At 40.1% G+C, this 12330-nt stretch carries 10 protein-coding genes and 1 riboswitch; of the genes, 8 read left to right on the top strand and 2 right to left on the bottom strand.

The features are described 5' to 3' along the window. Positions 1-141: 141 nt before the first annotated feature. Positions 142-933, bottom strand: coding sequence for a bifunctional hydroxymethylpyrimidine kinase/phosphomethylpyrimidine kinase (gene thiD, locus TZ90_RS05830; protein ID WP_045611961.1), 792 nt, complete (start codon positions 931-933; stop codon positions 142-144). A gap of 83 nt (positions 934-1016) precedes the next feature. Further along, a riboswitch (TPP riboswitch) is annotated at positions 1017-1114 on the bottom strand. 183 nt (positions 1115-1297) lie between these two features. Between thiD and TZ90_RS05825 the strand changes: the two genes are divergently transcribed. The 8 genes from TZ90_RS05825 (at position 1298) to manA (ending at position 10635) form a co-directional block, all read left to right on the top strand. Further along, on the top strand, positions 1298-1693 hold the full coding sequence (locus TZ90_RS05825) for a CopY/TcrY family copper transport repressor (RefSeq protein ID WP_001167196.1): 396 nt from the start codon (positions 1298-1300) through the stop codon (positions 1691-1693). A gap of 10 nt (positions 1694-1703) precedes the next feature. Further along, positions 1704-2075: a cupredoxin domain-containing protein gene (locus TZ90_RS05820; RefSeq protein ID WP_045611960.1), complete on the top strand. Its 372-nt coding sequence runs from the start codon at positions 1704-1706 to the stop codon at positions 2073-2075. A gap of 9 nt (positions 2076-2084) precedes the next feature. After that, positions 2085-4328, top strand: coding sequence for a heavy metal translocating P-type ATPase (locus TZ90_RS05815; RefSeq protein ID WP_045611959.1), 2244 nt, complete (start codon positions 2085-2087; stop codon positions 4326-4328). 320 nt (positions 4329-4648) lie between these two features. Further along, complete coding sequence (spxB, locus tag TZ90_RS05810) at positions 4649-6424, top strand: pyruvate oxidase (RefSeq protein ID WP_000191811.1); 1776 nt, start codon at positions 4649-4651, stop codon at positions 6422-6424. 58 nt (positions 6425-6482) lie between these two features. Beyond that, positions 6483-6830, top strand: a complete 348-nt coding sequence (locus TZ90_RS05805; RefSeq protein WP_045611956.1) for a VOC family protein — start codon at positions 6483-6485, stop codon at positions 6828-6830. Between the two features lie 515 nt (positions 6831-7345). Then, on the top strand, positions 7346-8920 hold the full coding sequence (locus TZ90_RS05800) for an ATP-binding cassette domain-containing protein (RefSeq protein ID WP_045611954.1): 1575 nt from the start codon (positions 7346-7348) through the stop codon (positions 8918-8920). 251 nt (positions 8921-9171) lie between these two features. Beyond that, positions 9172-9432: a SemiSWEET family transporter gene (locus tag TZ90_RS05795; protein WP_001291476.1), complete on the top strand. Its 261-nt coding sequence runs from the start codon at positions 9172-9174 to the stop codon at positions 9430-9432. Positions 9433-9690: 258 nt separating this feature from the next. Then, entirely contained in the window at positions 9691-10635 is a 945-nt protein-coding gene (manA, locus tag TZ90_RS05790) for a mannose-6-phosphate isomerase, class I (RefSeq protein WP_045611953.1), read from the top strand. Between the two features lie 40 nt (positions 10636-10675). Here the strand turns inward: manA and TZ90_RS05785 are convergent, their stop codons facing one another. Further along, on the bottom strand, positions 10676-12016 hold the full coding sequence (locus TZ90_RS05785) for a sodium-dependent transporter (RefSeq protein WP_045611951.1): 1341 nt from the start codon (positions 12014-12016) through the stop codon (positions 10676-10678). Positions 12017-12330 lie beyond the last annotated feature (314 nt).

The following is a 12330-nucleotide window of genomic DNA, read 5'->3' as shown; positions in this document are numbered from 1 at the left end:
TCAAAGAGCAAACTAGGAAGCTAGTCGCAGGTTGCTCAAAGCACTGCTTTGAGGTTGCAGATAAAGCTGACATAGTTTGAAGAGATTTTCTAAGAATATAAAAACTCTCTAATTCCCTAAAAGTGGGAACTAGAGAGTTTTTTAATCTTTAAAGCTTGTATGGTTGACTGGACCAGAACCATGACCGAGTTGAGGGGCGTCTTGGATGGCTTTCGTGATAAAGGCCTTGGCCTTATCGACTGCTTGATAGAGGGTTTTCCCCTTGGCTAGTTCAGCCGTAATCACTGCAGCAAAGGTACATCCTGTACCATGTGTATGACAGGTTTGAATTCGTGGACTTTCCCAGACAAATTGGTCATCCTTTGTAAAGAGGAAATCCTTGGCACCGCCTTCGAGATGGCCACCTTTGATTACCACAGACTGAGGACCAAATTCTTTTAAAATCAGGCGACCGGCACGTTGCATGTCTTCGGGGTCATGGATTGAGAAACCAACAATCTCTTCTGCCTCAGGAAGATTCGGAGTGATAATGGTTGCAAGGGGAAGCAGATTTGTTTTTAGGTAGTCTCTGGCACTGGAATCAATCAGAGTGTCTCCACTAGTAGCGACCATAACAGGGTCAAGGACATAGGGACAATCCAGCTTTTTAAGATAGGGCTGGATGATTTCCATGATTTCAGTAGTTGCCAACATTCCAGTTTTTACAGCCTGAGGTGGAATATCCGAAAAGACACTGTCCAATTGGGATTTCAACATTTGAGGAGAAACGTGCTCGATTAATTGAACGCCTCTGGTATTTTGAGCGACAAGGCTTGTCACAACGGCCATTCCATAGACATCTCTAGCTTGGAACGACTTTAAATCAGCCATAATGCCAGCACCACCACTAGGGTCAGTCCCTGCAATGGTCAAAGCAACGGGTAAATAAGTCATCTAAAACCTCCCAACCAACTGAAGTTTGTATTCTTAAGAACAAGCTAGTTTGTTTCAGGAAGGCAATAGAAGACTGCTAGTCCCCATTATCATTTCCACTTCCATCAGCTAGCATTACCTAGATTGAGTCAAAGGGTCTAACAGTTGTTAATCTCAGCTTTACGCACCCCTAGTGGTTGTTTTCTTTTTTCTTTAGTATAGCATATTTTTATAGTTTATATAGTAAGATTTGACTGAAAATCCTTTATCGTATGGTCAAAATTCAATTTTTCAAAGAAAAGATTAATTTCATAGTTGACAAATGTAGATTTTTGGAGTATACTAATAACTGTAATTGACAAATGTAGATTTAGGAGGTGTAATTATGCAGATTTCAGATGCAGAATGGCAGGTCATGAAGATTATTTGGATGCAAGGAGAGCAGACCAGTACGGATTTGATCAGGGTTCTGGCGGAGCGGTTCGACTGGTCCAAGTCGACCATTCAAACTCTTTTGGCTCGTTTGGTTGAGAAAGAGTGTCTGACAAGGAAAAAAGAAGGCAAGTTCTTTGTCTATTCAGCCCTTTTAACTTTGGACCAAAGTCGGGATTTACTTGTCCAAGATATCAAGGACAAGGTTTGTTCCCGTAGGATTAAGAACTTGTTGGCTGATTTGATTGCTGAATGTGATTTTACTCAGGCTGACTTGGAAGACTTGGAAGCTGTGATTTCTGAGAAGAAATCAAACGCTGTAACAGAAGTAAAATGTAATTGTATGTAAAGGAGACGTCATGTTAAATAGTATTGTAACCATTATTTGTATTGCCCTTATCGCGTTTATCTTGTTTTGGTTTTTCAAAAAGCCTGAAAAATCTGGACAAAAGGCCCAGCAAAAAAACGGCTACCAAGAGATTCGAGTGGAGGTCATGGGGGGCTATACGCCTGAGTTGATTATCCTCAAGAAATCAGTGCCAGCCCGCATTGTCTTTGACCGTAAGGATCCTTCACCCTGTCTGGACCAAATTGTTTTTCCAGATTTTGGTGTACATGCGGACCTGCCTATGGGAGAAGAGTATATAGTGGAAATCACGCCTGAGCAGGCTGGAGAATTTGGCTTTGCTTGTGGTATGAACATGATGCACGGCAAGATGATTGTAGAATAGGAGAATGATATGACTGAAATTGTAAAAGCAAGTCTTGAAAATGGTGTTCAAAAAATCCGTATCACGGCAGACAAAGGCTACCATCCAGCCCACATTCAACTGCAAAAAGGAGTTCCTGCTGAGATCACCTTTCATCGTGCTACTCCTTCAAACTGTTATAAGGAAATTCTTTTTGAAAAAGAAGGTATTCTAGAACCAATCGGTGTAGACGAGGAGAAAACAATTCGTTTTACCCCTAAAGAATTAGGCCAACATGAATTTTCTTGTGGCATGAAGATGCAAAAAGGAAGCTATACAGTCGTTGAGAAGACTCGAAAATCTCTATCACTTTTACAGCGTTTTTGGATTACTAGTATCTTTACTGTGCCTCTTGTGATCCTCATGATTGGGATGTCGACAGGAGGAATTAGTCACCAAGTCATGCGTTGGGGCACCTTTTTAGCCACAACACCGATTATGCTAGTAGCAGGTGGTCCTTATATCCAAAGTGCTTGGGCTAGTTTTAAAAAGCACAATGCCAACATGGATACCTTGGTTGCTCTGGGAACCCTAGTGGCCTATTTCTATAGCTTAGTTGCCCTCTTCGCTGGCCTCCCCGTTTACTTTGAAAGTGCTGCCTTTATCTTCTTCTTCGTTCTTATGGGAGCCGTTTTTGAGGAGAAAATGCGGAAAAATACTTCCCAAGCTGTGGAGAAATTACTTGACTTACAGGCTAAAACTGCAGAAGTCTTGCGTGATGAACGCTATGTTCAAGTCCCTTTGGAGCAAGTCAAGGTAGGTGACCTGATTCGAGTGCGTCCCGGTGAAAAGATTGCGGTTGATGGTGTCGTGGTAGAAGGTATCTCTAGTATTGATGAGTCTATGGTGACAGGTGAGAGTCTGCCTGTGGACAAGACAGTTGGAGATACTGTGATTGGCTCAACCATCAATAATAGTGGAACACTTGTTTTTAGAGCAGAAAAAGTTGGTTCAGAGACTGTTTTGGCTCAGATTGTAGATTTTGTGAAGAAAGCTCAGACAAGTCGTGCGCCGATTCAGGACTTGACGGATAAAATTTCAGGCATTTTTGTCCCAGCAGTTGTCATTTTAGGGATTGTGACCTTTTGGGTTTGGTTCGTCTTGCTCAGGGATAGTGTAGTCGTGCTTGGAGCGAGTTTTGTCTCTTCTCTTCTCTATGGGGTGGCTGTTTTGATTATTGCCTGCCCTTGTGCCTTGGGTCTTGCAACACCGACAGCCCTTATGGTGGGGACAGGTCGCAGTGCCAAGATGGGAGTTCTCCTCAAAAATGGAACGGTTCTACAGGAAATCCAGAAAGTCCAAACCATTGTCTTTGATAAAACAGGGACTTTGACGGAAGGGAAACCTGTGGTAACAGATATCATCGGCGACGAAGTAGAAGTGCTTGGATTGGCAGCTTCCTTGGAAGAAGCTTCTCAACACCCACTGGCTGAAGCCGTTGTGAAACGAGCGAGTGAAGCTGGACTTGAGTTTCAAACTGTTGAAAATTTCCAAGCCTTGCACGGAAAAGGTGTCTCAGGGCAAATAGCTGGAAAACAAGTCTTACTTGGAAATGCTAAAATGCTGGATGGCATGAACATTTCTAGCACTTATCAAGAAAAACTAGAAGAACTGGAAAAAGAAGCTAAGACAGTTGTGTTCTTGGCTGTTGAGAATGAAATCAAAGGCTTGCTTGCCCTGCAAGATATTCCTAAGGAAAATGCTAAGCTTGCCATCAGTCAGTTGAAAAAACGAGGTCTTAAAACAGTCATGCTGACAGGAGACAATGCAGGTGTGGCGCGTGCTATTGCCGATCAAATCGGAATCGAAGAGGTCATTGCAGGTGTCTTACCAGAAGAAAAAGCCCATGAAATCCATAAACTACAAGCGACTGGAAAAGTAGCCTTTGTTGGTGATGGTATCAATGACGCTCCTGCCCTCAGTGTAGCAGATGTGGGGATTGCTATGGGAGCTGGAACAGATATCGCTATCGAGTCAGCAGATTTAGTGTTGACAACTAATAACCTCCTAGGAGTGGTTCGTGCTTTTGACATGAGTAAGAAAACCTTTAATCGAATTCTGCTCAATCTTTTCTGGGCCTTTATCTACAATGTCGCCGGAATTCCGATTGCAGCAGGAGTCTTTTCAGGTGTTGGACTGGCTCTTAATCCAGAACTGGCAGGTCTAGCTATGGCCTTTAGTTCTGTATCTGTTCTGACCAGTTCCCTTCTGCTAAACTTTAGTAAAATAGACTAAAAGCGGGCTTGCTCGCTTTTTATACTCTTCGAAAATCTCTTCAAACCACGTCAGCTTTATCTGCAACCTCAAAGCTGTGCTTTGAGCAACCTTCGGCTAGCTTCCTAGTTTGCTCTTTGATTTTCATTGAGTATTATAAAACAGAAACTAAAAACGTTTCCAAACTGTACTGTGATAGAGAATAAAAACTTCTGAGCAGATTCTTAGTAAAGTCAAAATAAATGTGATAAATTAGTAGTGTAAAATTTACTGAAACGTTTTCAAAAATTATATGAAACTTTTTTAGTAGATTTAAAAATATTTGAAGGAGAGTTATCATTATGACTCAAGGGAAAATTACTGCATCTGCAGCAATGCTTAATGTATTGAAAACATGGGGCGTAGATACAATCTACGGTATCCCATCTGGAACACTCAGCTCATTGATGGATGCTTTGGCTGAAGACAAAGATATCCGCTTCTTGCAAGTTCGCCACGAAGAAACAGGTGCTCTTGCAGCGGTTATGCAAGCTAAATTCGGCGGCTCAATCGGGGTTGCAGTTGGTTCAGGTGGTCCAGGTGCGACTCACTTGATTAACGGTGTTTACGATGCAGCTATGGATAACACTCCATTCCTAGCAATCCTTGGATCACGTCCAGTTAACGAACTCAACATGGATGCTTTTCAAGAATTGAACCAAAACCCAATGTACAACGGTATCGCTGTCTACAACAAACGTGTAGCTTACGCTGAGCAATTGCCAAAAGTAATTGACGAAGCTTGCCGTGCTGCAGTTTCTAAAAAAGGTCCAGCTGTTGTTGAAATTCCAGTAAACTTCGGTTTCCAAGAAATCGACGAAAACTCATACTACGGTTCAGGTTCATACGAACGTTCATTCATCGCTCCTGCCTTGAACGAAGTTGAAATCGACAAAGCTGTTGAAATCTTGAACAATGCTGAACGTCCAGTTATCTATGCTGGTTACGGTGGTGTTAAAGCTGGTGAAGTGATTACTGAATTGTCACGTAAAATCAAAGCACCAATCATCACAACTGGTAAAAACTTTGAAGCTTTCGAATGGAACTATGAAGGTTTGACAGGTTCTGCTTACCGTGTTGGTTGGAAACCAGCCAACGAAGTGGTCTTTGAAGCAGACACAGTTCTTTTCCTTGGTTCAAACTTCCCATTTGCTGAAGTTTACGAAGCATTCAAGAATACTGAAAAATTCATCCAAGTCGATATCGATCCTTACAAACTTGGTAAACGTCATGCCCTAGACGCATCTATCCTTGGTGACGCAGGTCAAGCAGCGAAAGCAATCCTTGACAAAGTGAATCCAGTTGAATCTACTCCATGGTGGCGTGCAAACGTTAAGAATAACCAAAACTGGCGTGATTATATGAACAAACTCGAAGGTAAAACTGAGGGTGAATTGCAATTGTATCAAGTTTACAATGCAATCAACAAACATGCTGATCAAGACGCTATCTATTCAATCGACGTAGGTGACACTACTCAAACATCTACTCGTCACCTTCACATGACACCTAAGAACATGTGGCGTACATCTCCACTCTTTGCGACAATGGGTATTGCCCTTCCTGGTGGTATCGCTGCTAAGAAAGACAATCCAGATCGCCAAGTATGGAACATCATGGGTGACGGTGCATTCAACATGTGCTACCCAGACGTTATCACAAACGTTCAATACGACCTTCCAGTTATCAACGTTGTCTTCTCAAATGGTAAATATGCCTTCATCAAGGACAAATACGAAGACACAAACAAACACTTGTTTGGTTGTGACTTCCCTAATGCTGACTATGCGAAAATCGCTGAAGCTCAAGGAGCTGTTGGATTTACAGTTGACCGTATCGAAGACATCGATGCAGTTGTTGCAGAAGCTGTTAAATTGAGCAAAGAAGGTAAAACTGTTGTTATCGATGCTCGCATCACTGAACACCGTCCACTTCCAGTAGAAGTACTTGAATTGGATCCAAAACTTCACTCAGAAGAAGCAATCAAAGCCTTCAAGGAAAAATACGAAGCAGAAGAACTCGTACCATTCCGCCTCTTCTTGGAAGAAGAAGGGTTGCAATCACGCGCAATTAAATAATTTCTTCGTGGAACTTAAAAAGATCGGAGCAATCCGGTCTTTTTATGGAGGATAGTGAATGAATTTAAATCAATTAGATATTATCGTTTCAGATGTTCCCCAAGTCTGTGATGACTTGGAGCGTATTTTGGATAAAAAGTCCGATTATGTTGATGACAGTTTTGCTCAGTTTACGATTGGCAGTCACTGTCTGATGTTGTCCCAAAATCATTTGATTCCTTTGGAAGATTTTCAGTCAGGAATCATTCTTCATATCGAGGTTGAGGATGTAGACCAGAGCTACAAACGGTTGAAAGAGCTTGGTATAAAGGTTTTACACGGACCAGATGTAACCGATTGGGGAACAGAGTCCTTATTAGTTAAAGGGCCTGCTGGTCTAGTGATTGATTTTTATCGTATGAAATAAGTGGACGTTAACCTTAGCTATTTTTAAAACAGAAATTAAGAGTATGAATATTGAAAGATCGGAGCAATCCGGTCTTTTTAACATAAAGCAATTGCACATAAACAATTGACAGCGTTTTTCTAAAATCTTATAATAAAAATATAACAGTACAAAAATAAGATGCATATGAAAGGATGATTTCTATCTGTTAGAGAAGATTGTAAAATATGTCTCTTTGTTTTGATTTGTAAATTAGGCTTTTGTCCAATGGCCAAGCATATTACGGAATTAAGCTCTTCTTTGATTTGTAAGAATATGCAAGAGAAAATTCTTAAAAATCTAGCACTTTATGCTATTTCTGGATGCTATTAAGATATTTTAGATGTGGACTAGAGAAGGGTAAGCAAAAATATCTATCAAGAAAAACAAAAAGGTTGTAAAAAAACCTGAAGTTGTAAGCAATAATTGTAATATTTGTTAAGTTTATATAAAAATGGATAGGGTGGCTAGTCTCTCTATCTTTCTAGGAGGGCATTATGAATAAAATATTTCACTATCTGGATAAGAAAACGAAGTTTTATACAATCATTGGTGCACTGGCAAATGGAGGTTTGGCTCTTGCTCAACCCTTAGTCGTATCACAAGCCTTGTCCTTAAATCAAGGAGAACTGACTTATTCTAAAATCATACAGTTTGCTGTTTTTGGCTTTACAGTATACTTCGTCTTGTATAGCTTAATGCTCTTTTGTAATCATACACATAATGTTTTTAGACGTGAAATTCAAATGAATATGAGGGCAGATTTATTTGACAAGCTGATGATAAATAAAGATTTTAACGAAGATGAAAAAATCACCATGCTCACACAAGATATGGAGTATTTTGGGGATAATTACTTAGAAAAATACGTTAATATCATTTGCTGGAGCTTTGTAGCATTACTAACAGCGATTTATATTATTTCGCAAAATTTGTTACTAGGTAGTATTTTTGTCTTTTTCACTATTTTACGTCCTATTCCTCAGTTCTTGATGAATAAAAGACTCAAACATACTGGTGATGACATGGCTCAAGGCAGAGTAGAAGTGCATAATCAAGTATCTGATAGTATCCGAGGAGCATATACTCTACTCATGAACCAAGCAATTTCTGAAAATCAGAACAGATTTTGGAAGATTAATAGACATTATCAACTAGCCATTCAAAAATTTTGCTTTACCCATAATATAATTTTCTTTTGCAACGGTTTCATGGTCTTTTTAAGCCAAGTTTTACCACTTGTTTTAGGTTTTTACTTTGCTATGGCTGGGCAGAAAGTGTCAGTGGCAAGTCTTGTTGCTATGTATATCGCAGCAGGTCAGCTAGTGAGCCCTATTCAGACTATTATGTATGATGCTGTAGATATACAAGGGGCAAAAACGACAGCAGATAAGATTTTTGGAGTATTAGAAATTGGAGATGTAAAACAGATAGATAAAAAAGATGCGCAAGAATTGCATGCTCTGCACATTAAAAATTTAAGTAAATCCTATGGTGACAGACAACTTTTTACTCATCTAAATTTGGATGTTCAAGTAGGTCAGAAAGTTTTAATCAAAGGACCGAGTGGTTGTGGTAAGTCAACCTTGTTTCGACTCATTACTGGAGAAGAAATAGCAGATGAGGGAGAAATTATCGGTGTGACAACTGTTAATGAATGTACATCAAGTTTTGTATCCAGTATAGGAATTATTAGCCAACACCCATTTCTCTTTAACGATACAGTGCGTTATAATTTAACATTAGGACAAGAATTTTCTGAGGAAGAGTTGCTTGCTGTTTTGAAACAAGTCAAACTAGATTTTGAATTGACGGGTGGGATGGATTTTATTATCAAAAATAACGGGGAGAATATTTCTGGGGGACAAAGAGTAAGGATTGAATTGGCACGTTTTCTTCTTCGTAAAAAAAATCTGTTATTGGCTGATGAAGTGACCGCAGCCCTAGACAAAGAAAACGCCTTCATGGTACATGAACTACTATTTTCTCTTCCTGTAATGATGTTAGAAATTGCCCATCATATTGATGATGAAAGTAGATATCAACAAGTTGTAGATTTAGGAAAATATTGATTCTGGCTTAAAAGTCAGTTTTATCAGAAAATAAAGTAAATATTTCAGCAAAAAAACACCCAGTATCAAGATTTTTCAATACATAATAATATGCGTTTTTCTGATTATATATACTTTTCCTAACTTCACTCTGCTTTCTAATCACAAGATTGTAATAGTTTACATTTTTATAACAAAACTCTCAAACTCTTGCTTATTTTTGCATCATATTATAAAATAAAAAGCATAAAAGAATAAAAGAGGTTTTGAAAATGTCCGAAAAACAAATGAAAGTTTTGGGTTGGGTAGCGACCTTCATGTCTGTTATGATGTATGTGTCTTACTTCCCACAAATTATGAACAATCTGGCTGGTCAAAAAGGAAATTTCATCCAGCCCTTGGTTGCTGCCATCAACTGTAGTCTCTGGGTTTACTACGGTCTTTTCAAGAAAGAAAGAGATATTCCCCTTGCTGCTGCCAATGCTCCAGGTATTGTTTTTGGCCTTGTGACGGCTATTACAGCTTTGATTTAAAAAGAAGACTGGTTTCAGTTTTGTTCGTTTATGAAAATAGATGCTTCATTAAAGTAATTTTTGAATGAGAGTTGAGGGAAAAAGTCCAGTGACAGCTGGCTTTACGAGAGTCTTTTATGTTCGTCTCTATCAAAGAAAAAAGTATATCGTTACTATTTTTATAAAATCTTCTCCCTACTTTATAAGATGTGAAAAAGAGTTCAACTGGAACTCTTTTTTTGCTATAATGAGGGGAGAAAAATCAGACAGGAGAATATGATGTCAGAACCATTATTTTTACAATCAGTTATGCAAGAAAAAATTTGGGGTGGAACCAAGCTACGTGATGAGTTTGGCTACGACATCCCAAGTGAAAAAATCGGAGAATATTGGGCCATCTCAGCCCATCCAAATGGCGTTTCAAAGGTGGCCAATGGTCGTTTTGAGGGAACAGACCTTGCTACTTTGTATGCGGAACATCGTGAATTGTTTGGCAACCGTCCAGAGCCTGTATTTCCGCTTTTGACTAAGATTCTGGATGCTAACGACTGGCTCAGCGTTCAAGTTCACCCAGACGATGCTTATGGACTGGAGCATGAAGGCGAACTCGGAAAAACAGAATGCTGGTACATCATCGCTGCGGATGAAGGTTCAGAGATTATTTACGGTCACAATGCCAAGTCAAAAGAAGAACTCCGTCAGCAAATTGAAGATAAAAACTGGGATGCCTTGTTGACAAAAGTACCAGTTAAAGCTGGAGATTTCTTCTATGTGCCAAGTGGCACCATGCATGCTATCGGTGCGGGCATCTTGATTCTTGAAACCCAACAATCTAGCGATACCACCTATCGCGTCTATGACTTTGACCGTAAGGATGATAATGGTAACTTGCGTGAACTTCACCTTGAAAAATCTATTGATGTATTAAACATTGGTGAGCCTGCAAATAGCCGCCCTGTAACTGTTAAAGCAGATGATTTGCGTTCCACTCTCCTTGTATCCAATGATTTCTTTGCAGTTTACAAGTGGGAAATTACTGGAAAAGTTGACTTCGAAAAGACAGCTGACTACAGCTTGTTCAGTGTCTTAGCTGGTCAAGGTCAACTGACTGTTGACGGAAAAAACTATCCAATCCAAAAAGGTAGCCACTTTATCCTACCAAGTGATGTTGAAGCTTGGACCCTAGAAGGACAAGATTTGGAATTGATTGTTAGCCATCCATAAAAAAGAAAGGGCCTGAGTTCATTACTCAAGTCCTTTTTAATTACATAAATTGGGCGATAAAGACCACGATGATGATGATTGGAATGATGAAACGAAGAAGGAAGAGCCAGACTTGGAACAGTCCCTGTTTCCATGCTCTTTCATCGAGATGGAGTTCCTCCATGGCAAGAGCTTTTTTAAAGATATAGCCTGTAAAAAGTGAAAGGCAGAGAGCTCCAAATGGCATGAGGAGATTGGAAACCAAGAAGTCCATAGCGTCAAAGAAGGTCTTCCCAAAGATGTGAACATCCGCCATGACACCGTAAGATAGGGCTGAAGGAATTCCAAAGACAAAGGTCAAAATTCCTAAAATGGCACTCCACATGGCACGCTTGCTGTTGTCCTGATTGGTGATATTGCCTACATTGATTTCCAGCATAACGACGGAAGAAGTGACTGTCGCAAAGAGGAAGAGCAAGAGGAAGAGGATGTAGAAAATGGTTCCAAAAGGCATCTTGTCAAAGAGTTGAGGCAAGACGATAAAGAGCAGGCTCGGTCCTCCTTCAGATTGGATATTGAAGGCTGACATGGCTGGGAAAATGGCTAGACCCGCCATGATGGATACCGAGATGTTCATGGCTACAATAGAAATTCCTGACTGGACCAGATTGGTTTTCTTATCCAAGTAAGAAGCATAGGTCAGCATGGCTGTAACCCCTAGTGAGAGGGCAAAGAAAGATTGTCCCAGAGCATAGAGGAGACCAGCACTTGTCAGCTTAGAGAAGTCTGGTTTTAGGAAGTAAAGAACCCCTTCCATGGCATTTGGCAAACTGAGAGAACGACCGATGATGACGACAAAGATGATAAAGAGCAGGGGCATCATGACTTTCGAAGCTCTTTCAATCCCTTTTTGAACCCCACGTGATACAATGAAGATATTCAATAGGATAAAGGCTGCTTGAGCTCCTAGGGCAATGGCTGGATTTGAAATGATTGAAGTAAATAACTGAGCATAATCCCCCGTTCCACCAATTTGGAACAATTTTCCAAACTCAATGCCTAGATAGACTAAAATCCAGCCGCCAATAACACTGTAAAACGATAAAAGGATAAAAAGGGCAAAGGCACCAATCCAACCGATAAAGTTGTACTTACTATTCTTGCCTAGTTTTCCAAAGGTTTTGATAGCTGAAACACCAGCACTTCGGCCGAGGGCAAATTCAGCAAGCAAGAGAGGGAAACCGATTAAAATAGTGGAAACGAGAAAGACCAGTAAAAAGCCTCCTCCACCGTTAGCAGCAGTCATGTAGGGGAATTTCCAAACGGCACCAAGTCCGATGGCTGAACCAGCAGATGCTAGGATAAAGCCCAGTTTAGAACCCCATTGAGATTTTTCAGACATAGTTAAACTCCTAAAATTAGTATTACAAAAGAAAAAGCTACTGCCCTTGGCAAATAGCCTCATAAGTACTCAAAATGAGCGTTTCTTTTGATTGATAGACTTGACTATCCTATCATGTTTTCTAAGGTCTGTCAAGAAAACCATTTTCATGTTATGATAAAGTAAAAAATTTCGCAAAAACGCTTGACTCTGACCTGAGGGGAGGGGTTATACTATCAATGTAATACTCTTCGAAAATCAAATTCAAACCACGTCAGCGTCGCCTTACCGTACTCAAGTACAGCCTGCGGCTAGCTTCCTAGTTTGCTCTTTGA

This window comes from Streptococcus mitis (genome assembly GCF_000960005.1).
Classification (GTDB): domain Bacteria; phylum Bacillota; class Bacilli; order Lactobacillales; family Streptococcaceae; genus Streptococcus; species Streptococcus mitis_CK.
The sequence above is the reverse complement of the archived record's forward strand: the minus strand, read 5'-3'. Positions and strand labels throughout refer to the sequence as shown.

Bases quoted from the DNA above. Each gene is read 5' to 3' on its own strand.
- TZ90_RS05815 (WP_045611959.1), top strand. From the start codon at position 2,085: ATGACTGAAATTGTAAAAGCAAGTCTTGAAAATGGTGTTCAAAAAATC.
- TZ90_RS05825 (WP_001167196.1), top strand. From the start codon at position 1,298: ATGCAGATTTCAGATGCAGAATGGCAGGTCATGAAGATTATTTGGATG.
- thiD (WP_045611961.1), bottom strand. From the start codon at position 933: ATGACTTATTTACCCGTTGCTTTGACCATTGCAGGGACTGACCCTAGT.
- manA (WP_045611953.1), top strand. From the start codon at position 9,691: ATGTCAGAACCATTATTTTTACAATCAGTTATGCAAGAAAAAATTTGG.
- TZ90_RS05795 (WP_001291476.1), top strand. From the start codon at position 9,172: ATGTCCGAAAAACAAATGAAAGTTTTGGGTTGGGTAGCGACCTTCATG.
- TZ90_RS05820 (WP_045611960.1), top strand. From the start codon at position 1,704: ATGTTAAATAGTATTGTAACCATTATTTGTATTGCCCTTATCGCGTTT.
- spxB (WP_000191811.1), top strand. From the start codon at position 4,649: ATGACTCAAGGGAAAATTACTGCATCTGCAGCAATGCTTAATGTATTG.
- TZ90_RS05805 (WP_045611956.1), top strand. From the start codon at position 6,483: ATGAATTTAAATCAATTAGATATTATCGTTTCAGATGTTCCCCAAGTC.
- TZ90_RS05800 (WP_045611954.1), top strand. From the start codon at position 7,346: ATGAATAAAATATTTCACTATCTGGATAAGAAAACGAAGTTTTATACA.
- TZ90_RS05785 (WP_045611951.1), bottom strand. From the start codon at position 12,016: ATGTCTGAAAAATCTCAATGGGGTTCTAAACTGGGCTTTATCCTAGCA.